This is a genomic window from Pseudomonas sp. URIL14HWK12:I12 (assembly GCF_003097135.1).
Classification (GTDB): Bacteria; Pseudomonadota; Gammaproteobacteria; order Pseudomonadales; family Pseudomonadaceae; genus Aquipseudomonas.
Genome location: NZ_QEQL01000001.1, coordinates 706,299 through 731,960 on the forward strand (window position 1 = coordinate 706,299; position 25,662 = coordinate 731,960).

The 25,662-nt window shown below is 62.0% G+C and carries 26 protein-coding genes; 7 read left to right on the forward strand and 19 right to left on the reverse strand.

Annotated elements, in window-relative coordinates; all coding sequences use genetic code 11:
• Positions 1-2: 2 nt before the first annotated feature.
• Positions 3-3,914, reverse strand: a complete 3,912-nt coding sequence (hrpA, locus tag F474_RS03335; protein ID WP_097083950.1) for an ATP-dependent RNA helicase HrpA — start codon at positions 3,912-3,914, stop codon at positions 3-5.
• Between the two features lie 92 nt (positions 3,915-4,006).
• The gene (gene fadD1 / locus F474_RS03340) at positions 4,007-5,704 is read right to left on the reverse strand and encodes a long-chain-fatty-acid--CoA ligase FadD1 (RefSeq protein ID WP_097083949.1); all 1,698 of its coding nucleotides are present in this window, start codon (positions 5,702-5,704) and stop codon (positions 4,007-4,009) included.
• Between the two features lie 327 nt (positions 5,705-6,031).
• Here fadD1 and F474_RS03345 point away from each other — a divergent pair, with 327 nt between their 5' ends.
• A complete protein-coding gene (locus tag F474_RS03345; RefSeq protein WP_097083948.1) occupies positions 6,032-6,502 on the forward strand; it encodes a MaoC family dehydratase in 471 nt (156 codons plus the stop codon).
• Positions 6,503-6,681: 179 nt separating this feature from the next.
• Positions 6,682-7,845 (forward strand): Na+/H+ antiporter NhaA, encoded by a 1,164-nt coding sequence (gene nhaA / locus F474_RS03350; RefSeq protein WP_097083947.1) that lies wholly within the window; start codon positions 6,682-6,684, stop codon positions 7,843-7,845.
• A gap of 40 nt (positions 7,846-7,885) precedes the next feature.
• Here the strand turns inward: nhaA and F474_RS03355 are convergent, their stop codons facing one another.
• The 7 genes from F474_RS03355 to F474_RS03385 form a co-directional block, all read right to left on the reverse strand.
• Positions 7,886-8,347, reverse strand: coding sequence for a glycine zipper 2TM domain-containing protein (locus F474_RS03355; RefSeq protein ID WP_097083946.1), 462 nt, complete (start codon positions 8,345-8,347; stop codon positions 7,886-7,888).
• 104 nt (positions 8,348-8,451) lie between these two features.
• The gene (gene pdxH, locus F474_RS03360; protein ID WP_097083945.1) at positions 8,452-9,099 is read right to left on the reverse strand and encodes a pyridoxamine 5'-phosphate oxidase; all 648 of its coding nucleotides are present in this window, start codon (positions 9,097-9,099) and stop codon (positions 8,452-8,454) included.
• A 17-nt stretch (positions 9,100-9,116) separates the two neighbouring features.
• A complete protein-coding gene (locus F474_RS03365) occupies positions 9,117-10,121 on the reverse strand; it encodes an OmpA family protein (protein WP_097083944.1) in 1,005 nt (334 codons plus the stop codon).
• A 108-nt stretch (positions 10,122-10,229) separates the two neighbouring features.
• On the reverse strand, positions 10,230-11,378 hold the full coding sequence (locus F474_RS03370) for a serine hydrolase domain-containing protein (RefSeq protein ID WP_097084289.1): 1,149 nt from the start codon (positions 11,376-11,378) through the stop codon (positions 10,230-10,232).
• A gap of 87 nt (positions 11,379-11,465) precedes the next feature.
• Positions 11,466-13,610 (reverse strand): ATP-dependent DNA helicase DinG, encoded by a 2,145-nt coding sequence (dinG, locus tag F474_RS03375; protein ID WP_097083943.1) that lies wholly within the window; start codon positions 13,608-13,610, stop codon positions 11,466-11,468.
• 104 nt (positions 13,611-13,714) lie between these two features.
• The gene (locus F474_RS03380; RefSeq protein ID WP_371919421.1) at positions 13,715-13,927 is read right to left on the reverse strand and encodes a DUF1145 domain-containing protein; all 213 of its coding nucleotides are present in this window, start codon (positions 13,925-13,927) and stop codon (positions 13,715-13,717) included.
• Between the two features lie 70 nt (positions 13,928-13,997).
• Complete coding sequence (locus F474_RS03385; RefSeq protein ID WP_097084288.1) at positions 13,998-14,735, reverse strand: OmpA family protein; 738 nt, start codon at positions 14,733-14,735, stop codon at positions 13,998-14,000.
• A gap of 153 nt (positions 14,736-14,888) precedes the next feature.
• Here F474_RS03385 and F474_RS03390 point away from each other — a divergent pair, with 153 nt between their 5' ends.
• Together F474_RS03390 and F474_RS03395 are read left to right on the forward strand one after the other, a co-directional pair.
• On the forward strand, positions 14,889-15,386 hold the full coding sequence (locus F474_RS03390; protein WP_097083942.1) for a DUF6231 family protein: 498 nt from the start codon (positions 14,889-14,891) through the stop codon (positions 15,384-15,386).
• Between the two features lie 5 nt (positions 15,387-15,391).
• Complete coding sequence (locus tag F474_RS03395; RefSeq protein WP_097083941.1) at positions 15,392-15,862, forward strand: YchJ family protein; 471 nt, start codon at positions 15,392-15,394, stop codon at positions 15,860-15,862.
• Here the strand turns inward: F474_RS03395 and F474_RS03400 are convergent.
• Positions 15,852-16,364: a hypothetical protein gene (locus F474_RS03400; RefSeq protein WP_097083940.1), complete on the reverse strand. Its 513-nt coding sequence runs from the start codon at positions 16,362-16,364 to the stop codon at positions 15,852-15,854. The two genes, F474_RS03395 and F474_RS03400, sit on opposite strands and share 11 nt — an antisense overlap.
• A gap of 56 nt (positions 16,365-16,420) precedes the next feature.
• On the opposite strand from F474_RS03400, the gene F474_RS03405 reads away from it, so the two are divergent.
• Both F474_RS03405 and F474_RS03410 read left to right on the forward strand, forming a co-directional pair.
• Positions 16,421-16,882: an LEA type 2 family protein gene (locus tag F474_RS03405; protein WP_165830261.1), complete on the forward strand. Its 462-nt coding sequence runs from the start codon at positions 16,421-16,423 to the stop codon at positions 16,880-16,882.
• 5 nt (positions 16,883-16,887) lie between these two features.
• A complete protein-coding gene (locus F474_RS03410; RefSeq protein WP_097083938.1) occupies positions 16,888-17,088 on the forward strand; it encodes an SEC-C metal-binding domain-containing protein in 201 nt (66 codons plus the stop codon).
• 138 nt (positions 17,089-17,226) lie between these two features.
• On the opposite strand, the gene F474_RS03415 is transcribed toward F474_RS03410, so the two are convergent.
• The 4 genes from F474_RS03415 to F474_RS03430 all read right to left on the reverse strand — a co-directional run bounded on the left by F474_RS03415 (position 17,227) and on the right by F474_RS03430 (position 20,830).
• Complete coding sequence (locus tag F474_RS03415; RefSeq protein ID WP_097083937.1) at positions 17,227-19,317, reverse strand: LTA synthase family protein; 2,091 nt, start codon at positions 19,315-19,317, stop codon at positions 17,227-17,229.
• A 168-nt stretch (positions 19,318-19,485) separates the two neighbouring features.
• Positions 19,486-19,677, reverse strand: a complete 192-nt coding sequence (locus F474_RS03420) for a PLD nuclease N-terminal domain-containing protein (RefSeq protein WP_097083936.1) — start codon at positions 19,675-19,677, stop codon at positions 19,486-19,488.
• 55 nt (positions 19,678-19,732) lie between these two features.
• Positions 19,733-20,263, reverse strand: a complete 531-nt coding sequence (locus F474_RS03425; protein ID WP_097083935.1) for a hypothetical protein — start codon at positions 20,261-20,263, stop codon at positions 19,733-19,735.
• Positions 20,264-20,311: 48 nt separating this feature from the next.
• Complete coding sequence (locus F474_RS03430; protein ID WP_097083934.1) at positions 20,312-20,830, reverse strand: ankyrin repeat domain-containing protein; 519 nt, start codon at positions 20,828-20,830, stop codon at positions 20,312-20,314.
• Positions 20,831-21,149: 319 nt separating this feature from the next.
• Between F474_RS03430 and F474_RS03435 the strand changes: the two genes are divergently transcribed.
• Entirely contained in the window at positions 21,150-21,428 is a 279-nt protein-coding gene (locus F474_RS03435) for a DUF3509 domain-containing protein (RefSeq protein WP_097083933.1), read from the forward strand.
• A gap of 3 nt (positions 21,429-21,431) precedes the next feature.
• Here F474_RS03435 and mtnC read toward each other — a convergent pair whose 3' ends face one another.
• From mtnC to aroC, 5 genes are read right to left on the reverse strand one after another with little or no spacing between them, the layout of a single operon-like run.
• Positions 21,432-22,103: an acireductone synthase gene (gene mtnC / locus F474_RS03440; RefSeq protein ID WP_097083932.1), complete on the reverse strand. Its 672-nt coding sequence runs from the start codon at positions 22,101-22,103 to the stop codon at positions 21,432-21,434.
• A gap of 3 nt (positions 22,104-22,106) precedes the next feature.
• Positions 22,107-22,652 (reverse strand): acireductone dioxygenase, encoded by a 546-nt coding sequence (locus F474_RS03445; protein WP_097083931.1) that lies wholly within the window; start codon positions 22,650-22,652, stop codon positions 22,107-22,109.
• A 17-nt stretch (positions 22,653-22,669) separates the two neighbouring features.
• Positions 22,670-23,287 (reverse strand): methylthioribulose 1-phosphate dehydratase, encoded by a 618-nt coding sequence (locus F474_RS03450; RefSeq protein ID WP_097083930.1) that lies wholly within the window; start codon positions 23,285-23,287, stop codon positions 22,670-22,672.
• On the reverse strand, positions 23,284-24,465 hold the full coding sequence (locus F474_RS03455) for an MFS transporter (RefSeq protein ID WP_097083929.1): 1,182 nt from the start codon (positions 24,463-24,465) through the stop codon (positions 23,284-23,286). The genes F474_RS03450 and F474_RS03455 overlap by 4 nt, the downstream gene beginning before the upstream one ends.
• The gene (gene aroC, locus F474_RS03460; RefSeq protein WP_097083928.1) at positions 24,462-25,553 is read right to left on the reverse strand and encodes a chorismate synthase; all 1,092 of its coding nucleotides are present in this window, start codon (positions 25,551-25,553) and stop codon (positions 24,462-24,464) included. Before aroC ends, F474_RS03455 begins: the two co-directional genes overlap by 4 nt.
• Positions 25,554-25,662 lie beyond the last annotated feature (109 nt).

The window sequence follows — 25,662 nt, forward strand, 5'->3', positions numbered from 1 at the left end:
TATCAGGGCTCCACTTGCGCCCATTGTTTGCCCAAGCGTTTGTCCGACACCGGCACCCGAGTACCCAACTGTTGTGCGAACAACGAAACCCGATACTCTTCCAGCCACCAGCGGTAGGTGAGCAGCGCTTCATCGCGCTTGCCTTCCTGCCCATGCTTGGCCAGGCGTGCCTGATATTGCGCCCAGTAGCCTGCCAGCTCGCCGCTCCAGACCCGGTCACGCTGCACCTGGCCGGGCAGTTTCTCCAGGCGCTGCTCGATAGCCTTCAAATAGCGCGGCAGCTCCTTGAGCCACTGCGCCGGGGTTTCGCGCACAAACCCAGCATAGATCAGCGCGCCAAGCTGCTGCTTGATATCGTTGAGTGCCACCGCTTGGGCCAGGTCGATCTTGCCCTTGAAGCGTTTTTGCAGGCCATGCCACAGCTTGAGCACCTCCAGCACCCGCCGGGCCAGCTGCTCGGCGTGCTCGGCCCAGCCCCCTCGCTTGCGTTCGGCCAGGCTTGCGAGCGCAGCGCCGTCACGCGGCAACGTAGCCTCGCCTTCGAGCACGCACGCATCCAGGCTGGCGAGCAAAATATCTTCGACCAGGGCCTCGACCCTGCCCAGCTCGCGATACAGCAGCCCCAGCTCGGTAAGCCCCGGCAGCTTGCCGCGCAAGAACTTGGCGGGCTCGGCCAACTGCTGCAACAGCAGGCGCTGCAAAGCGCGGCGGTGCTGCCAGGCCGCTTCGGCAGCGGTGGAAAAGCGCGCCTCGTGCACCTGCCCGCCCTCCTCGGCCAGGGCTGGGTACACGGTCATCTCAAGGCCGGCAAACTGCTGGCGCGCGGTTTCGGCTACATTGGCGAAAACCTTTGCCTGCACCGGCGCTGCCGCCTCGGCTTGGCGCGGCACACTCAGCGCGGCCTGGCTGGCCTCGGCAAAGCGCGCAGTGACCTCGGCCAAATCGCGACCTTCGCCAAGCAGGCGGCCTTTGCCGTCGACCACTTCGATGTTCATCTTCAGGTGCGGCTCGACCAGGCTCGCAGCCTCTGCCCACGCCTCATCGCTCACCCGCGCCCCGGTCATGCGCAGCAGTTGCGCGCCCAGCGCCTGGGGCAAGGCGCCCTCGGCGAATGTGATGCGCTCCAGCGACGCCTTGACGAAGTCCGGCACGGGCACGAAATTCTTGCGCAGTGCCTTGGGCAGGTTGCGCACCAGCGCCACGCACTTGGCCTCCAGCAGGCCCGGCACCAACCACTCCAGGCGCTCGCCAGGCAAGGCCGGCAGCAGCGGCGCCGGCACCCGCACGGTCACGCCATCGCGTGGGTGATTGGGCTCGAAGTGGTAGCTCAATGGCAGGCTGAGCTCGCCCAGTTGCAGCACATCGGGGTACTGCGCTGCAGTCACTTCATTGGCATCACGCGCCAGCACGTCCTCGGGGCGCATGATCAGCAGCTGCGGATCCTTCTGGCTTTGACCGCGGTACCAGGCATCGAAGGTCGCGGCCTGGTGGATGTCGGCCGGCAGGCGCGCTTCGTAGTAGGCGTAGAGGGTCTCTTCGTCGGCCAGGATATCGCGCCGGCGCGCCTTGGCTTCCAGCTCGTCGAGCTGCTCCAGCAGGGCGCGGTTGGCCGCCAGGCAACGCGCACGGGACTGGATGTCACCGCGCACCAGGCCTTCGCGGATGAAAAGCTCACGGGAGACGACCGGGTGGATCGGGCCGTAATGCACCGGGCGACGGCCGACGATGATCAGGCCATACAGCGTCACCTGCTCGAAGGCGACCACTTGGCCACGCTTTTTCTCCCAGTGCGGTTCGAAGTGGTTGGTCTTGACCAGGTGCGCAGCCAGCGGCTCCAACCACTGAGAGTCGATCTTGGCGACCATGCGCGCATAGAGCTTGGTGGTTTCTACCAGCTCGGCTGCCATGATCCACTGCGGGCGCTTGCGGCCGATGCCCGATGACGGATGCACCCAGAAGCGCCGCTGGCGCGCGCCGAGATAGTCGCCGTCTTCGGTCTTCTGGCCGATCTGGCTGAGCAGGCCCGCCAACACCGCCTTGTGCAGGCGCGGGTAATCGGCGGGTTCGGGGTTCACCTTCAATTGCAACTCGCGGCTGATCAATGCCAGCTGGCGATGCGCATCGCGCCATTCGCGCATGCGCAGGTAATTGAGAAAGTGCTTGCGGCACCAATTGCGCAGGGCATTGGAGCCCAGCGCCTGGCGCTGTTCCTCGAAACCATTCCAGAGGTTGACCAGCGCGGCGAAGTCCGAATCCTGATCCTTCCACTGCGCGTGGGCCTGGTCGGCGGCCTGCTGGCGCTCGGCCGGGCGCTCACGAGGGTCTTGCACCGACAGCGCACTGGCTACGATCAGCACCTCGGCCAGGCTGCCTTGCTTGGAGCCCTCCAGCAGCATTCGGCCCAGCCGTGGGTCGATGGGCAAGCGCGCCAGCTGGCGACCCAGCGGCGTGAGCTGCTGCTCGCGATTGACTGCGCACAGCTCTTGCAGCAGGTTGAAACCGTCATTGATGGCCTTGCCATCCGGCGGCTCGATGAATGGGAAAGCGTCGATCGCACCCAGGCGCAAATGCAGCATCTGCAGGATCACTGCCGCCAGGTTGGTGCGCAGTATCTCCGGGTCTGTAAAGGTTGGCCGGGCGTTGAAATCCTCTTCGCTGTACAGGCGGATGCAGACCCCGGGCTCTACCCGCCCACAACGGCCCTTGCGCTGGTTCGCACTGGCCTGGGAAACCGCCTCGATCGGCAGGCGCTGCACCTTGGCGCGGTAGCTGTAACGGCTGATGCGGGCGGTGCCGCTGTCGATGACGTAGCGAATGCCGGGCACGGTCAGCGAGGTTTCGGCCACGTTGGTCGCCAGTACCACCCGCCGCCCCGGGTGGCTTTGGAAGATGCGCTGTTGCTCGGCCGGTGACAGCCGCGCATACAACGGCAGAATTTCGGTATGGCGTAGCTGCGCCTTGCGCAGCATTTCGGCAGCGTCGCGGATCTCGCGCTCTCCCGGAAGGAATACCAGCACATCACCCGGCCCTTTACGCTCGGCCCGCTCATGTGCGGCAATTTCGTCGAGCGCAGCCAGAATGCCCTGATCCACCGAAAGGTCGTCTTCGACGGCGTTGCCGTCCTCGTCCTGTTCGCGTACCAGCGGGCGGTACCAGGTATCGACCGGGAAGGTACGGCCCGAAACCTCGATGATCGGCGCATCCCCGAAATGTTTGGAGAAACGCTCCAGGTCGATGGTGGCAGACGTGATGATGAGCTTGAGGTCAGGCCGGCGCGGCAGCAGGGTTTTGAGATAACCAAGGAGAAAGTCGATGTTCAGGCTGCGTTCGTGCGCCTCGTCGACGATGATGGTGTCGTAACGCTCCAGAAAACGGTCGTGCTGTGTCTCTGCCAGCAGGATACCGTCGGTCATCAGCTTGACCAGGCTCTGTGGGCCGGTCTGGTCCTCGAACCGCACCTGGTAGCCCACCAGTTGGCCCAAGGGCGAGCCTAGCTCCTCGGCCACTCGGGCTGCCACGCTGCGCGCCGCGATGCGCCGGGGCTGGGTATGGGCGATCAAACCAAACTGGCCGCGGCCCAGCTCAAGGCAGATCTTGGGCAACTGAGTGGTCTTGCCCGAGCCGGTTTCGCCGGCAATCACCACCACCTGATGCTCAGCCAGCACCTTTTTGATCTCGTCTCGCTTGGCGGCGATAGGGAGCTGATCATCGTAGCGAATGGCAGGCACGCTGGCGCGGCGTTGTTCGACCAGCGCGCAGGATGCCTGGAAGCGCTCCAGCCACTGAGCCAGGCGCTGTGGGTCGGGGCTCTTGCGCAGCTCATGCAGTTGCCGGCGCAAACGATGCCGATCAGCGTTCTGGGCCTGATCGAGGTTTTTTAGCAGGGTGTCGAGAGACGGGGCTTGGTCGGTCATCAGGGCGCGCAATGGCTTCACTACAAGACAAGCCGGCAATTGTCGCAGATTTGGCACGCCACGGCAGCACGGGGCTGCCATGGCATACCCCATCAGGCGGTTTTCTTGACGCCTAGCTTGCGCAGTTCGTCATCACGAAGCTCGCGACGAAGGATCTTTCCGACGTTGGTGGTAGGCAGCGACTCACGGAACTCGACCGCCTTGGGTACCTTGTACCCGGTGAGGTTGGCGCGCATATGGTCGATAACCTGCTCCTTGGTGAGCGAGGCCCCTGGGCGAATCACCACGAACACCTTGATCACTTCACCGCTTTTTTCATCAGGGATGCCGATCGCTGCGCATTGCATGACGCCAGGCAGCGTCACCAGCACCTCTTCGAGCTCGTTGGGGTACACGTTGAAGCCGCTGACCAGGATCATGTCTTTTTTGCGGTCGACAATGCGGATATAACCGTCGGGCTGGATGACGGCGATGTCGCCGGTCTTGAGCCAGCCTTCACTGTCGAGCATTTCCGCGGTCGCCTCTGCGCGCTGCCAGTAGCCCTTCATCACCTGGGGCCCCTTCACGCAAAGCTCCCCGGCTTCGTTGAAACCCAGCTCCTGGCCCTGCTCGCCGATCACCTTGCACTGGGTAGAAGGCACGGGAATGCCAATCGTGCCGATCTGGATATGCTCGCGCGGGTTCACGGTAGCCACCGGGCTGGTCTCGGTCATGCCGTAGCCTTCGCAGATGGCGCACCCCGTCACTTCGCGCCAGCGCTCGGCCACCGATTGCTGCAGGGCCATGCCACCAGAAAGGGTAACTTTCAGGCTTGAAAAGTCGAGCTTGCGGAAGTCGGCATTGTTGCACAGCGCGACGAACAGGGTATTGAGCCCTACGAAAGCGTTGAACTTCCAGCGTGCCAGCTCCTTGGTGGTCGCCGACAGGTCGCGCGGGTTGCTGATCAGCACGTTGTGGTTGCCCATCAGCATCATCGCCATGCAATGAAAGGTGAAGGCGTAAATGTGGTAAAGCGGAAGCGGCGTGATGATCACCTCGCTGCCTTCTTCGAGGTTGGCGCCCATCAGTGCCTTGCATTGCAGCATGTTGGCGACCAGATTGCGATGGGTGAGCATCGCCCCTTTGGCCACCCCTGTCGTACCGCCGGTATATTGCAATACGGCCACGTCGGAGCCTGCCGGCGCCGCTTCGTTGACGGAGCGGCCAGCGCCCTGGGCAAGCACGTCGTTGAGCCGCACTGCTCGAGGCAAGTGATACGCCGGCACCATCTTCTTCACGTAACGCACGACGGCGTTGACCAGCACGCGCTTGAACGGCGGCAGCAGGTCGCCCACTTCGGTGATGATCACGTGCCGGACCTGGGTTTTCGGTACCACGGCCTGCGCCAGGTGCGCCATGTTCGCCAGGCATACCAACGCTTTTGCGCCGGAATCGGTGAATTGGTGTTCCATCTCGCGAGCGGTGTAGAGCGGGTTGGTGTTGACGACGATCAACCCGGCGCGGATGGCGCCAAACACCACTACCGGATACTGCAGCAAATTGGGCAACTGCACGGCGATTCGATCACCGGGCTTGAGGTCGGTGTGCTGCTGGAGCCATGCGGCGAAAGCACCGGACAGCCGGTAGAGATCGGCGTAGGTCAGGGTTTTGCCCATGCTGCTGAAGGCCGGCTGCTGAGCGAATCGCTCGCAAGAAGCCCTGAGCACTGCCTGGACGTTGGGGTACTGGTCGGGGTCGATATGCGTGGGGACGCCGGCCGGGTACTTGTCCATCCAGAAATCTTCAACCATGGAAAACCTGCTCCTGTCCGCGCTTGCGCTGATATACCGCACTGGCTGCGGTTTTATTGATCTGGGAAAAGCGCGCCGAGATTAGCAGTTTTGCCTACCCCCGCCTAGATCCTAAAGCCTACATATCAGTCACGAGTGAAACCAGATGTTCTTGTTCAGTCACAATTAGTGTCTAGGCTCCAATTACGGAATAACCGCTCTGGGCCGGGCATATGCCTGGATGGCATCGACATAAACACCATCCGGTTTGACCTGCCAGTGTTTTCACCCGGCTTTGGCAATGAATCGGTACAATTACCCCTTCGATAACCAAGGATCAGCCCCGCGATGACCGAAGTCACCAACACGCCCTACGATGCGCTGGAAGTTGGCCAGACCGCTACCTACAGCAAAACCGTCGAGGAGCGTGACATTCAACTGTTTGCAGCCATGAGCGGCGACCACAACCCGGTGCACCTCGACGCCGAGTTTGCCGCCCGGACTCCTTTCCGCGAGCGCATCGCCCACGGCATGTTCAGTGGCGCGCTGATCAGCGCGGCGGTTGCATGCGAGCTGCCTGGCCCCGGCACCATCTATCTAGGGCAGCAGATGAGCTTCGAAAAACCGGTCAAGCTGGGGGACACTCTCACCGTGCGCCTGGAGATTCTGGAAAAGCTGCCCAAATTCAAGGTCCGCATCGCGACCCAGGTATACAACCAGCACAACGAGCGCGTCGTGGATGGGGTGGCCGAGATCCTGGCACCTCGTAAGCAGCAGACCGTACAGCTCGCCGAACTGCCAGAAGTCACCTTTGGTTGAAAAGCGCTTTTTATAACGAAACAATCTGAAATACATTGGCACCGTCACGTTTAAGGGCAGTGATCTCGGTAAATGGGAAACATCCTATATTCCGAAAAAGAATATAGTTTTTGTTTCCCCTTTCTCGCCGTGCCGTTAGGGTATGCCTCTTTTGCCCTCGCCCCAATGGAGGCCTCGCCGTGGCCCTACGCCATTCACTCTCACGTTTCTTTCAGATGGAAGCCGCCAGCGGCCTGATGCTTATCGCTGCCGCGGCCCTGGCACTGTGCATCAACAACTCGCCACTGGCAGGGTTCTATCAGAGTTTTCTTGAGGCGCCTGTGCAGTTACGCCTCGGTCCGCTGAACATCGACAAGCCCGCGCTGCTGTGGATCAACGACTTGCTGATGGCGTTGTTTTTTCTGCTGATCGGCCTTGAGATCAAGCGTGAGGTGCTGCAAGGCCAGTTGTCGAACGTGTCGCAAGTCGCATTGCCTGGCACCGCTGCCGTCGGTGGCATGTTGGTGCCGGCTTTGATCTACGTGGCATTGAATCGCGAAGACCCCGCTGCCCTGGCGGGCTGGGCCATTCCTACCGCAACTGACATCGCTTTCGCCCTTGGGGTGCTGGCATTGTTGGGCAAACGGGTGCCTGCATCGCTGAAACTGTTTCTAATGACGCTTGCGATCATCGATGACCTGGGTGCCATCGTGATCATCGCGTTGTTCTACACCAGCGAGCTGGCTGGCAGCGCCCTGGCGATGGCCGGCGGCTGCCTGGCACTGCTGTATGCAATGAACCGCCTGGGTGTAACGCGCCTTGCACCTTATCTGCTCGTGGGCGCAGTGCTTTGGGTATGTGTGCTCAAAAGCGGCGTGCATGCGACGCTAGCTGGCGTGGCACTGGCGTTTTTCATTCCTTTGCGAACACCTAATCAACCCCTGCTACATCTGGAGCATGCGCTTCACCCTTGGGTAGCGTATGGCATTTTGCCGCTCTTCGCCTTCGCCAACGCCGGCATCTCTCTCACTGGGATGAGTGCCGAAAGCTTTACCCATAGTGTGCCGTTCGGCATCGCGCTCGGCTTATTACTGGGCAAGACAGCAGGCGTTTTTGGCCTGACGTGGGCAGCGATCCGCCTGGGCCTGGCAAAACTGCCAGAGGGGGCAAATTGGGGGCAGTTACTGGGTGTCGCCATCCTGTGCGGCATCGGCTTCACCATGAGCATCTTCGTAGGCTCACTGGCGTTTGACCCGGCGACAAGCCCTTATGCCGGGGAAGACCGCATGGGTATCCTCACAGGGTCATGCCTGGCGGCAGTGCTTGGTTACGCGGTCTTCAGGCTGGCATCGCGCCGGGCCTGAGCAAGTAGCGGGCGCCGGCCTACGGCGCCCGCGGCGGTAATCAATGGCTGACGCGGCTGGTGCCGTCGACGGTCATGATGCGAACTCGCTCCCCGACACGGAAAATCTCATTAGGCTGCACCTGCTGAACGTAGGCACGCATGCTGCCGTCATCCTCACGCACAGTAATTTCAACGCCTTGGGTACGGGTGATCCCTTCTTCAGCCGCCGAACCTGCGAAGCCGCCCGCTACTGCGCCGATAACGGCAGCGACGATACTGCCACGCCCACCGCCCACCGCCGAGCCCGCTACCCCGCCGACGATAGCGCCAGCGCCAGTCCCGATCGGGCTCTTGGTGCCCTCGATACGAACGGGGCGCAGGGATTCAATGGTGCCCATGCGTACGGTCTGTACACGGCGAGCCTCATCTCGGGAATAGACATCACCTGACAGGTCGGAGGCGCAGCCACCGAGCAACAGTGAAAAGGCAGTGAAACTGGCGAGTAATACTGATTTACGCATGAAGCACTCTCCGTAGGACTGACAGCCATTAGACGCAATCAACTCAGGGGTGTCACGCAGCAATGTGTATTAATAATGATTTATTCAGGTTACAGACAGCTGGTTCAGGGCGCCAGCCGCTCACGGTGCCAGTGGCCATCGGCCAGGCGATAGTTCAGGCGATCATGCAGGCGGCTAGGCCGGCCTTGCCAGAATTCCATGCGGTCCGGCACGAGCCGGTAGCCACCCCAATGTTCGGGGCAATGCGGTGCGCTGTCTGAAAACCGTTCTTGTGTAGCCTTGAGCAGTTGTTCAAGGGTTTCACGGCCTTCGATCACCTGGCTCTGGGGAGACGCCCAGGCGCCCAGCCGGCTGCCGAGTGGCCGAACCTGGTAGTAGGCATCGGATTCAGCAGGCGTGACTTTGGCTGCCCTACCCTCGATGCGCACTTGGCGCTCCAGCGCAGGCCAGAAAAACGTCATCGCTGCGTAGCCGTTGGCCAGCAAATGCTGGCCTTTGGCGCTTTGGTAGTTGGTGAAAAACGTGAAGCCCTGGTCGTCCAACGCCTTGAGCAGCAGCACTCGGCAGTGCGGCCGCCCCTCAGCGTCGACGGTGGCCAAAGTCATCGCATTGGCCTCCACTGGTGGCTGCTCGGTCTTTACCGCGTCCTCGAACCACTGCCTGAACAGTGCGAAGGGCTCGGCAGGTGCCTGAGCTTCGCTCAAGCCATCACGGGTGTAATCACGGCGCATATCCGCGAGCGGCTGGCTCATGCTCAGGCTTCCCTACCTCAGTTGGACGCTTGCTGGTTAGCTGCTGGCTTTTTAGCCGCAGGCTTCTTGGCCGCGGAGCTGGCAGTCGATTTCTTGGCTGCTGCAACCTTGGCCGGCGCTTTCTTGGCTGGCGCCTTCTTGGCAGCAACGGCCGGCTTGGCCGGTGCTTCAGGCTCGGCCTTGACGTCTTGCATGGCGACCATCTGCGGCAATGAGGTCGGTGGCAGGTCGTAGCGAGCCATCAAGGCCAGCATAGTGTTCTGGGGGGTGACGATCATTTCGACACGGCGGTTCAGCGCACGGCCGGCCACGCTGTCATTGGCAGCGCGCGGCATCACCGAGCCCATGCCGCGCAGGCTCAGCCGGGTACGCTCCAGACCGCTCAAGCGGAAGATCGCCGCAACCGACTGGGCACGTTCCAGGCTCAGTTTCTTGTTGACATCGGCAGCGCCGGTGCTGTCGGCGTGGCCGAGAATCAGTACCGCGCCCTGTGGGTCAGGCTCGAGCAACTTGGCGACGTTGGTAATCGGGCCGAGGACGACCGGCATCAGCATCGATGGGCGATCGGGGTTGAAGGAGCTGTCGACCGGGGCGGTGACCACCAGCAGGTCGTCCCGGCGCTCGACCTGGAACTTGGTACCTTTGACCGCATCACGCACCTTGGGCTCGTACTTGTCGAGAAACGCCTTGGTGGCGGCTGGGTCGACCTTCGGTACTGCGGCGACCGCCGCTGGCTTGGCCTCTTCGGCCTTGGCGCTGTCACCAAACGGCCACCACCAGTGGCTTTCGCTGGTGGTCGCTGCTGGTGCGGCGGCCTTTACATCGGCCTTGGCCACGCGATCGTTCACGGCGGCCTGGACGTCCTTGCCAGCACCCTTGTCAGCAGCGGCGGTGCTTTCATTGCCACCGAAAGGCCACCAGCTGTGGCCAGCGCTTGCACTGCCGTTCTTGGCATCCGGGGTGTTGGCACAGCCGGTGATGGCCAGGCACAGGGCCAGGGCGAGAGATTTCTTGACGTGCATTGGGCAATCCAGGCGTTGATTGATAAAGCGGGTTAAGAAACCCGTATAACTAATTGATTGTGATGGTAGATCAATTTTTGTTCAATTGGTGACCGCTTGTCGAGAGTTTTACTTCAGACAATCGTTCAAAGCGCGCACCAGTGACTGCGCCCTCGGGTCCATGAGGATGTACGGGCCCAAGGTGTTGGTCACGAAACCGAACGCCACCCCCGAATCAGGGTCTGCGAAGCCGATGGAACCGCCCGCGCCTGGATGGCCGAAGGCACGCCGGCCCATGCCGAAGGTGGCGTTGGGCTGCTCGGGCTGGTCGAGCATCATGCCCAGGCCAAAACGCGTCGGCGTAAGCAAGGTGAGGTCGTCTCCCTGGCTGTGTGGTTCGAGCATTGCCTCCAGCGACTCGCTATCGAGCAATTGGCCGGTCAACAGGGCGCTGTAGAAACCCGCCAGGCTTCGCGCATTGCCATGGCCATTGGCTGCCGGTTGCTGCATACGCCGCCACTCGGGCTTGTTGGTGCTGGTCAGCACCGAGGGTGGGTTGGTGAAAGCACGGGTGCTCAGGGCCTCAGGTTCGCGCAGAGTGACCTGTAGCAGCCGCTGAGCCGCGGCGTCGCCGGCATTGCCTTTGGCGCGCGAGATGTGTGCTACGCGGTCGAATTCGCTATCAGCCAGGCCGATATGGAAATCCAGGCTCAGTGGCCGTGCAACGCGATCGACAATCACATCGCCCGGCTCACGGCCGGTGACTCGGCGAATCAATTCACCTGCCAGCCAGCCAAAGGTGATCGCCGCATAACCATGCGCCGCGCCTGGCTGCCACCAAGGGGCTTGCGCCTCCAGCGCATTGAGCATGGTTTGCCAGTCGTATAACGCCTCGGCAGGTAATGGCGCCGCAATCGCCGGCACCCCTGCCTGATGGCAAAGCACCTGCCGCACTGTGATATGTGCTTTGCCAGCAGCAGCGAACTCCGGCCAGTAGCGGGCCACGGGGGCATCCAGCGACAACTTGCCTTCGCTCGCCAGTTGCAACAACGTGACTGCAGTGAACGCCTTGGTGCAGGAGAACAGGTTCAGAATCGTGTCGCTGTGCCAAACGGCCTGGCCATCCTTATCGGCCGTTCCCGCCCACAGGTCGACGACGGTTTCGCCATCGACCTGAATGCACAAGGCCCCTCCGCGCTCCTGAGGGTCTTCGAACAGCGCGGCGAATGCATCACGCACTGCTTCGAACTCAAGCTGAAAATAGCCCTGAATCTGCACCCGCCCTTCCTCTTTGATCAGGCCTGAAATGGCACGCATTGTTTCAGCCCCGCATCGCTTTGGGAACGGGGGGTGCAAGATATATATTCAGCCGATTTCCTGACGAAACGGCGGCAGCGCGGCGAGGATCGCCTTGCCGTAGCGTTGGGTGACCACCCGGCGGTCGAGCAAGGTGATGGTCCCGCGGTCCTGCTCTGTGCGCAGCAGACGGCCGCATGCCTGAATCAGACGCAGCGAGGCGTCTGGCACGGCGATTTCCATGAACGGGTTGCCACCCCTGGCCTCGATCCATTCGGCCAGGGCCGCCTCGACGGGATCGTCCGGCACTGCGAACGGTATTTTGGCGATCACCACATGCTCGCAGTAGGCGCCCGGCAGGTCGACGCCCTCGGCGAAGCTCGCCAGGCCAAACAGAACGCTACTGTCGCCACCGTCCACCCGTGCCTTATGCTTGTTGAGGGTTTCCTGCTTGGAGAGGTTGCCCTGAATGAATACCTGCCGGCGAAACTCCCGATCCAGCCCGTCGAAGACGTCCTGCATCTGCTTGCGCGAGCTGAACAGCACCAGCGAACCACGAGAGCCCTCCACCAGCGCGGGCAGCTCGCGCACAATGGCGGCAGTGTGCTCAGCGGCATTGCGCGGGTCGGCGCGCAGGTCAGGCACCCGGAGCACGCCGGCATCGGCATGATGGAACGGGCTGGGCACGACGGTGGTGACCGCATCGCGGGGAATGCCCGAGCGCATGCGAAAGCGATCGAAACGGTTGAGTGCGGTCAACGTTGCCGAAGTGACCAGCACGCCGTAGGCCACGTTCCACAGGGTGCGGCGCAGCATGTCTGCGGCCAGTATCGGGCTGGCGTTGACCTCGATGTCGTGGCCGGCACCGGCCTCGACCAGGGTCATCCAGCGCGCCATGGGCGGGGTGTTTTCCGGGTCCTCGCCCGTGAAGGCCGCCCATAACTCCCAATTGCCCTGGGACCGCGCCAGCAGGCTGCCGAACAGCGGGTACCACTCTTCAGCCTGGTGGCTGGCGATGCCGATGTTCTTCTCGCCGTCCATGCCCTCTTTGAGCAGTTCGGCCAGGCGGGTGTAGAGGTCGGTGAGGCGGCCAAACCCTTTTTTCAGTTCCAGGCCCATCTCGCGCAAGTGCTCGGGAACCACGCCACCCTCGAAGCGGTGACGGGGGCGGTCACGGCCCTCCATGTCTTCACCGCCATGAAAGTCGGCGACCTGTTCACAGGCTCCGAACATGAACTGCTGTTGGCTCTTGAGCTCACGGGCCAGCTCCGGCACCTGCTCCACCAACCGGCCCAGGTCGCCCGGCAGCGGGTGTTGGGCAAGCAGCTTGGTGAGGTTGCGAGCTGTTTGCTCGAGCCAGTCTGCGGTAGAGCGCAGCCGAGTGTAATGCGCAAAATGGCCAATGGCCTTGTCTGGCAGGTGATGACCCTCGTCGAACACGTAAAGGGTGTCACGCGGGTCGGGCAGCACCGCCCCTCCGCCCAGGGCGAGGTCGGCCAGCACCATGTCGTGATTGGTCACGATCACATCGACCTTGCCCATACCTTCACGCGCCTTGAAGAAAACGCATTGCTGGAAGTTTGGGCAGTGGCGGTTGGTGCACTGGCTGTGATCGGTGGTCAAGCGCGACCAGTGTTTGTCGTCGAGCTCTTCAGGCCAGCTGTCGCGGTCGCCATCCCAACGGTTGCCGGCAAGCTTTTCGATCATGCTGTTGAACAGCTTCAAGCTGCTTTCATCGACATCGATGGCAAAGCCTTCGTCTTCGAACAGCTGTGCCGTGGCCGACTGGGCCTGCCCTTCTTGCAGCAGGGCGTCGAGCTTTGAGAGGCATAGATAACGGCCACGCCCCTTGGCCAGCGCATAGGTGAACCCGAGCCCGGCATTGCGTGCGATGTCGGGAAGGTCCTTGTGGACGATCTGCTCCTGCAACGCGACGGTGGCAGTGGCGATTACCAGCCGCTTGCCCGCTGCCTTGGCCGCAGGAATGGCTGCGAGGCTGTAGGCAACGGTTTTACCGGTACCCGTGCCGGCCTCGACCGCCACGACAGCTGGCTCGCCAAGGCGATGGCCTTCGTCGTCCTGCGGGATGGCACCCAGGACCTTCGCGACTTCGGCGATCATCAGGCGCTGGCCATAACGTGGCTTGAGCTGCTTGGCTTCGAGAAAACGCGAGTAAGCGCCCTGGATGGTGGACTTGAGTTCGTTGCTGAGCATGGGATCCGGGCCAGCGCTGGGGCTGGATAAATCTTCAGTGGTGCATGTGGCGGCTATCATACCCGCTTATGCCCACTGGGGCGCTCGGCATTGCAAACAAAGATTTACCGCCCCGGCAGCGGTGGCGGCAAGCTCTGAACGTGGAAGACGCCCAGCAGCAGGATCTGCATGCGATCTAGCCCGGGGTGGCTTCGGCTGCAAAGGCTCCGATTGAACGCCAACATTTCGACGAGATGCAGCCCAAGCATCGTGGCCCCTGCCAAGTTAACCCAGGCATGGAACGGCCAGACCAAAGGCATCAAGAGATTGGCCACCACCAGCCATCAGAAGAGCAGCATCAACAGTTTGAAAAAAACCAACATGCCGAGTGCTCTCCTGGTAGTGCGGTCAGCGGGTAATGTGCAACTCCACTCGGCGATTTTTCGCTCTGCCGGCGTCGGTGCTGTTATCTGCCACCGGGCGGCTTTCGCCAAAGCCTTCACTGCTCAACCGCGCCTGCGGCACGCCATGGCTCACCAGGTACGTAACCACGCTGGCAGCACGGCGCTCGGAGAGCCCCTGGTTGTAGGCGTCGGAGCCTTTGCTGTCGGTATGCCCTTCGACCTTGACGCTCACGACATCGGCTGCCTTGAGCTTATCAAGCTGAGCATCCAGCGCGGCGCGGGCCTGTGCGGTGAGGTCGGCCTTGTCAAACTCGAACAGCACATCCCCAGCGTCGCTCAGCGTGACCACTTCCTGCGCTGGCGCCACTGGCGGCTGCGGCGCAGGCGCTGGCGGAACAGGGGCTGGATAGGGCGGCAGCGGGCAGCCGTTGTGGCTCACCGGGGTGCCTTTTGGAGTGCCAGGGCAACGATCACGGCGGTCGAAAATACCGTCGCCGTCTTCATCCCCATCCTGGGCATAGCATACAAGGCCTGCCCCGACAGCGCCCAGCAGGCCACCCCCGGCGGCCCAGGCGCTGCTTTCCAACGCCCCCAACCCTGCACCGGCGGCACCGCCGAGCAGGCTGCAAATTGGCCAGTTCCTTTGGTTCAATGGCGCACTTCCATCACTGCGAGTGGCACATCCCGAGAGAACACTGCTGACCAGAAGTACGGGTAATAAAGCCTTCGTGTAGCGGCTCATCATCGAAGCTCCTGTGTCTCCGGCTGCTGCCGGTATTGGTAGTAAAGCCTAGCGGCACATCCCTGTAACCCACGGGTTGCCTGCTTTAGGACCACAGCGCTTCGCCAATGACTCCCAACCCGGTTAATCTTTGTTATCCAACGAGGATCAACAATGACCGATGCTGCTTCACCACGCACCCCGCAGCAGGCCCTGGCCGCCCTGCTCGCCCACCACGCCCCGCGTTCGCTGCTGGTGATAAGCGCCAGCCAGTTTCCAGCGCTAGAGGCCTTCACCCATGCGCACCCTGCCTGCGAAGTGGCGATCTCTGCGCCCGGTGCGCTGCCACCGGCGTTGGCAGCACGGCGTTTCGACCTGGCGGTGCTGATCGACTGCCTTGAGCACCTGCCCAAGCGCCAAGGGCTGGAATTGCTGGGTGGCATTCGCAACCTCAATGCCAGCCGCCTGGCATTGCTGGTCGACCTGCCGGCGGCTGGCTGGGCGGCCACTGACCTGTTTTCACTGGCACTGCAGGCCAGCGAACGTTTCGAGCGCGACGGGCAAGTGCTGTCGTTGTTCACCTATGATCTGAAGGACTACAAGCAGGTGCCTGACTGGTTGAATGCCAAGTTCTGGGCGAACCCGGAGAATTTCGGAAAGTATTGGTGGTGACCCTTATGACAGCATGCCCCTGCGGCAGCGGTAACTCCCTGGAAAACTGCTGCGACCGATTCCACCAGGGTCTTCCGGCCCCGGACGCCCAGGCGTTGATGCGCTCGCGCTACAGTGCCTATGTGCTGGGCCAGGTCGATTATCTGGTGGCTACTACGTTGCCAGCCCAGCAAGCCAGCATCGATCGCAGCGCGATTGCGCAATGGAGCGCCTCAGCCACCTGGCTGGGGCTCGATGTGCAAGGGTGCGAAACTCATGGCGGCCAGCCCGAGCATGCCTTCGTGACCTTCACCGCGCGATGGCACGATGAAGCCGGCGAACATGCCCACCGCGAGCGTTCAGCCTTCGTGCAACACGCCGGTCGCTGGTATTTCATCGACCCCTCTGCCTCGCTCAAAGCCGGGCGTAACGACCCTTGCCCCTGTAATAGCGGGCAGAAATTCAAGAAGTGCTGTGCGGGCTATCTCATTGGCTGAGCGTAAGGTGAGAGGTGTCCGGCGCCGCCGGAGCGGTGCTGGTCTTAGCTTGGCCCATGTCACTGCCCGCCGGCGCCAGGCTCAAAGCCGAGAGGTCAAGCGCCGGTGCCGTTCGCGGCGGCTGCGGTGGGGCCAGCGCAGCCCCCACTTCGGCAATGCCGTAATCAGGGGCATCGACCGCTGCGAAAGCAGCCATGTATTCATCACGGGGAGCTACCTCAAGCCGGCCCAGTGCCGGCTCGCGCTGAGCAGCCGCATCGGCCGGGGCCTGCGCTGCCAGCGCATTGACCTGAACCCTCGCGCCAGCGCGCTCCAGCACCTGACGGTATTTTTCGGCAGCCGAGGCATCCAGCCCGGTCTTGAGCACCAGCCGACGGCCGGAGAACAATTTGTCGAGCCGCGCCGTATCGGCCTGGAATACGCGCGCCAGGTTCTGGCGTACGGTCTCGGGGGCATGCCCCGGCAATACCTGGCCTTCGAATACGATTTCGTGCAGGCTCATTGCTGTTCTCCTGTGCCCATGACTGAGGCCCGGCCATGACAAGGTCACCCAGGCTGTTGCTGCTTATCTTAGCGCTGTGCCTGCCAGGCTGCTCGCTCTTGGGCTGGCAGCGCCCACTCGACGCACCCGATGTGCGCCTGATGAGCATTGAAAAGGTCAAAACACGCTGGCTTTCTCAACATTTCATCCTGCACATGCGCCTGGCCAACCCTAACGACCGAACCCTGCCGGTGCGCCAGGTGCGCTACAGCCTGCGCCTTGAGGACATCACCTTGGCCGAAGGAAGCGAGCGCACCTGGTTCAGCGTGCCGCCCCATGGCAGCCGCACCTATCAGGTAGAGGTACGCACCAGCCTGTGGCAGCACTTAAAGCCGCTGGCGCGGCTGCTGAAACAGCGCGGGGGGGCGCCGCTTGATTACACATTGACCGTGCATCTACGGACCGGATTTATCTTCGGCCAGCACCTTACAGCTCACCGAACTGATGCGATAATCGGCCGTCAGCTCAACCCGGAGTAAATTTGATGTCGCAGCAACCTCACGTGCATGGCCCCGACTGCAACCACGGCCACGATCACGATCACGGCCATGCCGGCCATGTACACGGCCCCCACTGTAACCATGGCCACCAAGAGCCGGTACGCAATGCGCTCAAGGATGTCGGCCGCAACGACCCCTGCCCTTGTGGCAGCGAGAAGAAGTTCAAGAAATGCCACGGTGCCTGAGCCGGTGACATTTCCAATGACGCCTGGGCCCGCAAGCATGCATCTCGTGTAGAGCCCAGGTGGCAGCCCCTGCGCCAAGGCAGAGGTTCGTTAAAACAAAAACGCCGGGCACTGCCCGGCGTTTTCGTATGCGCTGTATCACTCGCGCTTGCTGGGAACCGCACCTGCGGTATCGTCGAGCAAGGCACGGGTGGCCACTTGCAGGAAGCTTTCAAGCTGCTCGCGCCAGGCTGCCATGTCTGCATCCTGAATGCGCTCGCCTTGCGGGTTGCGCCCGAGGCTGAAGCGGTACATGCGGGGGTCCATGTCACGGTTTTCGATCAGCAGGCGGTCGCCGCGAATGATGCCCACAGTCTGCTCGCTGCCCGAAGGCTTGATGACGCCGAAGCCCGGATCGCCAGCCGGAAGATTGAGCAGGTCACGGCCCCAGCACTGATGCTGGGTAGTACCTCCCAGGCGGCCCATGATAGTCGGTACGATGTCGATCTGGGTGCCGACGGTGTGATCGACGGTGCCGAACTTCTCCTGGATGCCAGGGCCGATGATCAGCAAAGGCACATTGAAGCGGCCCAGGTCGAACTCGGTGATCTGCTGCTCGTTGCCGAAACCGTGGTCACCCACAACGATGAACAGGGTGTCTTTGTAGTAAGGCGACTTCTTGGCCTTCTCGAAGAACTGGCCCAACGCCCAGTCGGAGTAGCGCATCGCGGTCAGGTGCTCATCCAGGCTGCCCCGGCCGGTCACGCGTTCGACGGGCAATTGCGGCGGCAAGGCATAGGGCACGTGATTGGAAAGTGTCTGCAGCAAGGCATAGAAAGGCTTGCCGCTGGCGGCGAGCTTGTCGAGCTCTTCGTTGCCCCGGTTGAACATGTCCTGGTCCGATACGCCCCAGGTGGGGTCGGAGAACACCGGGTTGACGAAATCGTTGCGCCCGATAAATGTGGTCATGCCCTGATTGCTGAAGAAACCGGATTGGTTATCCCAGGCAAAATCCCCGTTATAGACGTAGACGTCCTTGAACTGGCGAGCGCTGAGAAGCTCCGGCAGGCCTGACAGTTTGTGGCTGCCCTCTGGGGTCTGCATCAGGTATTCGAAGCCCGGCAGGTTCGGAAAGCAACCCATGGTGGCGAACATGCCTTGGTGGGTATGGGTGCCGTTGGAGAAGAAGCGGTCGAACAGCAGCCCTTCCTTCGCCAGCTTGTCGAAATACGGGGTGATGTTGGCATCGCTACCCAGCGCACCTACCGAGTGCCCAGCGAAGCTTTCCATGAGGATCACTACGACGTTCTTCACCCCGGGCAAGGTGTTCTCAACCGGTGGGGTGAACAAGCGACGCACCGGTGCCGAATCGGCATCGACCAACTGGTCGTTGGCGGTCATCAGTAGCTTGCGCACAGTGGCTACGGCCTGATCCTGAGGCAAGGTAGCCTTCCAGATATTGTCGCGGTCGTCGGAAAGCTGGCTCTTGAAAGCCGTGATCAACGTTAAGGTGCCGTTGAGGCCCAGTTGGTTCGCGAAGTTGGAATCTGTGGTGTAGGCATCCCCCCAGCGCAGAGGCGGGCCCTGACGCAGGGTGCCGCGTGCAGCCACTACTGCCACGCAGAGCAGCACGAAGAACACCAGCACCCGCCCATACCAAGGTGCGACGCGCCGGGTCGAAGTGGCCTCGGCGGCCAGCGCGCCGCGAGGGCGGCTCAAACGATCAGCGGCTTTGAACAGCAGGCTGATCAGCCAAGTCACCAGCGCCCAGGCGAGCAGGTAGCGCACCACCGGGTAACCGTACCACAGCATGCTGAGCACGGTTTTCGGGTCTTCCTTCACGTACTGGAACACCAACCCATTAAGGCGCTGGTGGAACTCCTTGTAGAAGTCCAGTTCCATCACCCCCAGCAACACCATGACGCTGCTGGCCAGCGTGAGCCACAGGCGGAACAGCCCGCGCCAACGCATGGTCACGGCGAACAACGTGGCGAGGATCAAAGGCACCAGCAGGTACACCGCCAGGCGAATGTCGAACCGCAGGCCGTTGCCGAACGCTTCGATGAAGGCGTCGGCGCCGGTGGTGCCGATCTGCTCCCGGTTGTAGATCAGCAGTGCCAGGCGCAGGCCGCTTTGCAGCAGCATCAGGGCCAGGGTACAGAGCAGAAGATAAACGAGGTGTGACTTGACGGTGGGCTGGCGCCGCCGCGGCGGCTGGCGCTCCGGTTTCAGGGCATCCTGGATGGCCATGTCGTGTGCGTGTTCCGTAGGTTGATGACAGGCAACGCCCGCACGCGTAGCAGGGCGAAGCAAACGGCGAATTGTGGGTGAGTGAGGGTGAAAATTTTGTTGGACAGCAGCGGCTCGCACCACCCGCCGCGCAGTATACGGAGGTGGTGCGGCTGAGGGGGAAGGGTTTTACAAGCGAACGTTACCGCGAGGCCCGGCGATCGCCCAGATAATGAGCCCCAGCACCGGCAAAAGCGCAATGAGCAGAACCCACAGCACTTTCATGCCTACCTCGGCCTGGCTCCTGAGCACATGCAGGATGGCCCAGATATCCAAGGCCAGGATCACCAGGCCTAACAGGCTATTGAAAGTCGCCCCCATGCAAGTCTCCCTATGCGTTGGGGCGGCGCCCCGGATGCGGGTTTAGGCCACAGCCTCAGCCCGCGGTTCCCTCCCGCAGCCCTTGCAACGTGGGAACAGCATGAAAGCCGGCCTGAGCGCACAGCTCCAGCACTCGCGGCAAGTCCTGGCCATAGACCAGCACTGCCTGGAAGTCGAAATCCAGCCGCTTGCAGAAATCGAGGAGTACATAGCCGCCCTTGTCCTTGCTCAATGCTGCGAGCTGAGTCTGGATCCGGTTGACAGCAACCTCAGGTTCAGTGCGGGCCAGCTGCTTGGGCTTGATGTGAAACTCCACCGCCGGCCCGAAGGAGGCCATGATCTGTTCCAGCAATGCTACCCCGGTGTCTGCCTGAAACAGCACCGTTTCTGGCAGGCTGCCGAGCACCACCCATTGCCATAGAGGAATGGGAAAGCTGTCGTCGTAGTTGACGTCCGGATTGGCAGCCAGAAAGTCGGCCGGGGCGGCGTGAGCTTGCGCGGCTTCGCCTGCAACCGTATCGATGGCCTCATCGCTCATGCAGCCGGAGCTGATCAGTGTGACGAGTTCGGTGAGCAAGGCTTTCATGGGGCAGCTTCCAGAATCAAAAGGCCGCGCAGCATAGCAGAGCAGGTGTCAGCCGAGCAGTGCCTGCAGATGCTGGCGTGCCCGCTGGGCCCCCATGGCCGAAGCCGCACCGAGCGCATCGATGCCTTGGGCATCGCAGGTGTGCAAATTGGCACCCTGCTCCAGGAGGTAGTCGATCAACTCCACCCGGTCGAACATCGCGGCCATCATCAATGCAGTGCGGCCGTCGGCGCCGGTACCATCAACCGGCGCCCCACCTTCGACTAACGCACGCATCACAGCCAGGTCACCTTTGAATGCCGCGCCAGCGATGGGCAGTTGCCCCCGGTCGTTGGCCATCATCGGGTCTGCACCATAGCGCATGAGCACTTCGGTGGCCCGGGCGTGGCCGTGGTAGCTCGCGAGCATCAATAGCGAGTCACCCTTGTGATCTTTGAGGTTGGCCGGCAGGCCCTTATCAAGAAGCCTTTCAAGCATCTGGGCATCGCCGTGGCGGGCCACTTCCAATACTTGCTGGGCAAAGGCCACGGATTCATCTTCGGTCATCACGGTGGGCTGGTCGGTCATCAGGTGCGCTCCATGTCAGGGTTCGGTCGGTTCGAGTGTGCGCCGCTGCACACGATCAATACCAAGCAGGTATTTCTATGACCTCACCTAAAGGAATTAATCGCTGAGCAAACACTCTATGTTTCACCTACCTGCCGCGCTCCTCCCTCCCCTGTGCAAATTGCATCATGCAAAACACCCCGTCTTGCAATTTGCACGAAGACATTTACCACGCAAGCAAGCTAAGTGTCTGTTTTTAAAGGTTTTAATGAAATCACGAAAGCTGGCACACAGCCTGCAACCTCCTATGCAACCGAATACCGTGCATCGAGGAGCCACCATGCATTTCCTACAAGAGAAATTTGCCAGCCTGTTCAGCGAGTACGACGTAGTAGCTCAACCACGCCCCGATGGCGCCGTGTTGCTAACCCTGCGCGATAACGACGGTAAAACAACCCGCCGCTCGATTTCGTATGCACAGCTCAATACCCCTGAGCAACTGTCTTGGGTCATCAGCGCCATTCGTCGCGACCTGGCAGACGAGGCCAGCAAGCTGCCCGACATCCACCTGCTGCAAAGCCAGAACCGCTTCGCGCTGCCGACCTACCATTCGGTGTGAAGGTCAGAAGTACCGGGGCCTGATTTCGGAAAAACTGCCAACGCTCTCATGCCCCGGCATCTCACCGCCTTCCCTCGCCAAACCGCAAGTGGCCATGCCTGCCGACTTCGCAGCGTCGAGTTCCTGCGCCACATCCGACAGAAACAGCACCTGCGCCGGGGCCACGTTCATGGCCTGTGCAATGGCGGCATATGAGCGCGCTTCACGCTTAACGCCCACTGCGGTATCAAAATAGGCACTGAACAGCGAGGTCAAGTCGCCCTCTTGGCTGTGGCCGAACAGTAGCTTCTGTGCTTGTACCGACCCGGATGAATACACCGCCAACACCAGCCCCTGAGCATGCCATTGGCGAAGAGCATCCACAGCGTCGGGATAAACATGGCCGTGTAGCTGCCCTGCTTCGTAGCCTTGCTTCCACACCTGCCCTTGAATCGATTTGAGAGGTGTCGCCTTGCGATCCTCTGCCATCCAACCCCGCAAAATTTCGATCACACGCTCAGTGCCCGCCAGTGTTTCCTGGCTCAGCGAACGGACGGCTGCCAGTTCCGGCGCGTCTGGGTGCGCACGCACCCAGGCAGGCAAGTGGGCGGCGGCATAAGGAAACAGCACGTCATAAACGAAACTCACCGAGCTGGTGGTGCCCTCGATGTCGGTCAGCACGTGGGTGACAGCCACGGTTCAATCCTCCAGCAGCGGGAAGCGCCGCGCGATCGATTCGCCGGTCATCTGCGCCGACCAGCCTTCAGGGTCAGTGAAAAGGCGGATGGCGACGAAATGCGGATTTTCACCCATGTCGAACCAGTGCGGCGTGCCGGCCGGCACCGAAATCAGATCACCCTTCTCGCACAGCACCGCATAAACGTGATCCCCCAGGTGCAAGTTGAATAAACCACGCCCTGCAACGAAAAAGCGGACCTCGTCTTCGCTATGGCAATGCTCATCGAGAAACTTCTGGCGCAGCTCGGCCTTGTCGGGGTGGTCGCGGCTGACGCTAATGACATCCACTGCCTGATAGCCACATTCGCGCTTGAGCCGTTCAATAGGCTCCCGGTAAGCCTCGATCACTGCTTGCGGGCTAGCCCCTGGCACGATGGGGGCACTGGCCTGCCAGCGCTCGAAGCGCACACCATGCTCGCTGAGAGTGGCAGCGATGTCTTCCAGGTAGGTCAGGACTTTATTCGGCAGCTCGGGGCTGCTCTGGTGGTAAACGCTCAGGCAACTCATCGGGGACCTCTGCAAGCTCAGCGGCCAAGGGCACGCAGTTTCAGTTCGCATTCAAAGAGAAATTCGAAGGCCTCCACCTGGCGCAACGCATCGCCCAGGGTGGCGCCCCAGGTGTATAAGCCATGGCCACGGATCAGGTAGCCCACGCAGTCGGGATGGTCATCGAGCCAAGGTTGCACATGGCCTGCTAGCCGAGCGATGTCCTGATCATTATCGAAGATCGGCACCACTACCTGAGATTGGTGGGTGTGGATGCCGGAAAATGCTTTTTGCAGCTCATAATCCTCCAATACCAGGCGGTCGCCGGCAGTCACCCGCGAGAGCACAGTGGCATTGACCGAATGGGTGTGCAGCACCGCCTCAATGCGGGGGTCGAAGCGGTACAACTGGGTGTGCAGCAAGGTTTCGGCTGATGGCCGCTTGCCCGGTTCAAGGCTCAAGCCGGCCATATCGGTAGCCAATACGTCGCCCTCACCCAGCTCGCCTTTGTGTTTGCCCGAGGCCGTGAGCAGCACCTGCTCCGACGACAGCCGGGCGGAGTAATTGCTGCTGGTGGCCGGTGACCAACCGCGGGCGTGGAGCAAGCGCCCAGCATCGATGATTTGCCGGGTCAGGGTATCGCGGTCGAGGCTCATGCGCGCTCCTTGGGCATAAAGAGGTAGATCATAACCGCCGCCAACGCTGCCGCTACACTGGCGATGGTGAAGCTGGCCATCGCGCCAAGGCTGGCCCACGCGTAGCCGGAATACAACGCACCCAGCGCCCCGCCCACGCCAGAAAGCGCAGAATACAGCGCCTGCCCCTGCCCTTGATGGCGACCTCCGAAGCGTTGCTGTACGAACTGAATCGCGCTGGCGTGGTAGGCGCCGAACGTCACGGCGTGCATCAGTTGCACCAGGCACAGCAGCACCCAGCCGCCTTCGAGGTTGCCCAGCAACAGCCAGCGCAGGGCCGCTGTCGCCAGGCTCGCGCCCAGCACCTGGCGCACCGACCAACGGGCCAGAACGCGCGACATGGCCATGAACATCAGTACTTCGGCGACCACGCCCAGCGCCCAGAGCAGGCCGATGGCCACGCGGCTGTAGCCCAAGTGCTCCAGATGGATGGTGAAGAAGGTGTAATAAGGGCCGTAGCTCAGTTGCAGCAATGCCACTGCGCCGTAGAACGCCAGCACCGCCGGCGCACGCACCTTCGACCAGAAGCCCGCCGCCCCTTGCCCGCGCTCCGCAACCGGTTCCACAGGCGGCGCCGGCACCACAAGGCTGGCCAGCAAGATGCCCAACATTACAGCAATCACCGTCCAGGGATAGGCATCCAGGCCGGCCCATTCGAAGGCCCGGCCCAGCGCTACCACCGCCACGATGAAGCCGATTGAACCCCAAAGGCGCACCATGCCATAGCGGCCCGGCTGCTCGCGCAAGTGAGCCAGAGTAATGGCCTCGAACTGTGGCAGCACGGCATGCCAGAAGAAGGCATGCAACGCCATGACCGCCGCCAGCCAGGCATAGCTGTGGTCGATGAAAATCAGGCTGAAAGCAACCAGGGTGCAGGCGGCACCCAGGCGCACGATGGCCAGGCGTCGGCCGGTGCGATCAGCCAGCCAGCCCCACAGGTGGGGCGCCATGCAGCGCATGAGCATGGGAATGGCGACCAGCTCGCCGATGCGCGCGCTGGCAAAGCCCAGGTGCGCAAGCCACGCCGAGAGAAACGGCGCAGTCGCCCCCAGCAGGGCGAAATAGAAGAAGTAGAACCCCGACAGCCGCCAATAAGGCACGGCCGCAGAAGATGCGGCCGGTGTTAACGGTGCAGTCAAAGTTGGCCCAGGGCAGGTGTGGTGACGCGCACCTCGGCGTTCTGGCCGCGATGGCGCAAAAGGTGGTCCATCAACACAATGGCCATCATCGCCTCGGCAATGGGCGTTGCGCGGATCCCGACACAGGGGTCGTGGCGGCCTTTGGTGATCATCTCCACGGGGTTGCCGTGCACATCGATGCTCTTGCCGGGCACGGTAATGCTGGAGGTGGGTTTGAGCGCCAGGTGCGCCACGATAGGCTGGCCGGAGGAAATGCCGCCAAGCACGCCACCTGCATGGTTGCTGGTGAAACCTTCAGGGGTCATCTCGTCGCGCAGCTCGCTGCCACGCCGCGCGACACAGCCGAAGCCTGCACCGATCTCAACGCCCTTGACGGCGTTGATGCTCATCAGCGCATGGGCCAGCTCGGCGTCCAGGCGGTCGAAGATCGGCTCGCCCAGCCCGGGCATCACGCCTTCGGCCACCACGGTGATTTTCGCGCCAACCGAATCCTGATCGCGACGCAGCTGGTCCATATAAGCTTCCAGCTCCGCGACCTTGTCGGGGTCTGGGCTGAAGAACGCATTCTGCTCAACCGACTCCCAGCTTTTGAAAGGGATTTCGATCGGGCCGAGCTGGCTCATGTAACCGCGCACGCTGATGCCTTGGCTGGCAAGGTATTTCTTGGCAATGGCGCCAGCAGCCACGCGCATCGCGGTTTCCCGCGCCGAGCTGCGGCCACCGCCACGGTAGTCGCGCAGGCCGTACTTGTGATGATAGGCGTAGTCGGCATGCGCCGGGCGGAAGACGTCCTTGATCGCCGAGTAGTCTTTGGAGCGCTGGTCGGTATTGCGGATCAGCAAGCCGATGGAGGTGCCGGTGGTGCGGCCTTCGAATACGCCCGAAAGAATCTCCACCTCATCGCTTTCCTGGCGCTGTGTGGTGTGGCGGCTGGTGCCAGGCTTGCGCCGGTCCAGATCGCGCTGCAGGTCTTCGAGGGCCAGCTCCAGGCCCGGCGGGCAGCCGTCGACGATGGCGACCAGCGCCGGGCCATGGCTTTCGCCGGCGGTGGTGACAGTGAACAGCTTGCCAAAGGTATTGCCGGACATGCGAACGCTCCGCGAAAATCAGTCAGCCAGGTCGAACGGGCCGCCAGTATACAGATTGTTTCGCAACGGCGAACCTTCGCCACCGGCCACCAGTCCAACCGCCACCGCC

Bases quoted from the DNA above. Each gene is read 5' to 3' on its own strand.
- hrpA (WP_097083950.1), bottom strand. From the start codon at position 3,914: ATGACCGACCAAGCCCCGTCTCTCGACACCCTGCTAAAAAACCTCGAT.
- fadD1 (WP_097083949.1), bottom strand. From the start codon at position 5,704: ATGGTTGAAGATTTCTGGATGGACAAGTACCCGGCCGGCGTCCCCACG.
- F474_RS03345 (WP_097083948.1), top strand. From the start codon at position 6,032: ATGACCGAAGTCACCAACACGCCCTACGATGCGCTGGAAGTTGGCCAG.
- F474_RS03355 (WP_097083946.1), bottom strand. From the start codon at position 8,347: ATGCGTAAATCAGTATTACTCGCCAGTTTCACTGCCTTTTCACTGTTG.
- pdxH (WP_097083945.1), bottom strand. From the start codon at position 9,099: ATGAGCCAGCCGCTCGCGGATATGCGCCGTGATTACACCCGTGATGGC.
- F474_RS03365 (WP_097083944.1), bottom strand. From the start codon at position 10,121: ATGCACGTCAAGAAATCTCTCGCCCTGGCCCTGTGCCTGGCCATCACC.
- dinG (WP_097083943.1), bottom strand. From the start codon at position 13,610: ATGCTCAGCAACGAACTCAAGTCCACCATCCAGGGCGCTTACTCGCGT.
- F474_RS03385 (WP_097084288.1), bottom strand. From the start codon at position 14,735: ATGAGCCGCTACACGAAGGCTTTATTACCCGTACTTCTGGTCAGCAGT.
- F474_RS03390 (WP_097083942.1), top strand. From the start codon at position 14,889: ATGACCGATGCTGCTTCACCACGCACCCCGCAGCAGGCCCTGGCCGCC.
- F474_RS03395 (WP_097083941.1), top strand. From the start codon at position 15,392: ATGACAGCATGCCCCTGCGGCAGCGGTAACTCCCTGGAAAACTGCTGC.
- F474_RS03400 (WP_097083940.1), bottom strand. From the start codon at position 16,364: ATGAGCCTGCACGAAATCGTATTCGAAGGCCAGGTATTGCCGGGGCAT.
- F474_RS03410 (WP_097083938.1), top strand. From the start codon at position 16,888: ATGTCGCAGCAACCTCACGTGCATGGCCCCGACTGCAACCACGGCCAC.
- F474_RS03415 (WP_097083937.1), bottom strand. From the start codon at position 19,317: ATGGCCATCCAGGATGCCCTGAAACCGGAGCGCCAGCCGCCGCGGCGG.
- F474_RS03420 (WP_097083936.1), bottom strand. From the start codon at position 19,677: ATGGGGGCGACTTTCAATAGCCTGTTAGGCCTGGTGATCCTGGCCTTG.
- F474_RS03425 (WP_097083935.1), bottom strand. From the start codon at position 20,263: ATGAAAGCCTTGCTCACCGAACTCGTCACACTGATCAGCTCCGGCTGC.
- F474_RS03430 (WP_097083934.1), bottom strand. From the start codon at position 20,830: ATGACCGACCAGCCCACCGTGATGACCGAAGATGAATCCGTGGCCTTT.
- F474_RS03435 (WP_097083933.1), top strand. From the start codon at position 21,150: ATGCATTTCCTACAAGAGAAATTTGCCAGCCTGTTCAGCGAGTACGAC.
- F474_RS03445 (WP_097083931.1), bottom strand. From the start codon at position 22,652: ATGAGTTGCCTGAGCGTTTACCACCAGAGCAGCCCCGAGCTGCCGAAT.
- F474_RS03450 (WP_097083930.1), bottom strand. From the start codon at position 23,287: ATGAGCCTCGACCGCGATACCCTGACCCGGCAAATCATCGATGCTGGG.
- aroC (WP_097083928.1), bottom strand. From the start codon at position 25,553: ATGTCCGGCAATACCTTTGGCAAGCTGTTCACTGTCACCACCGCCGGC.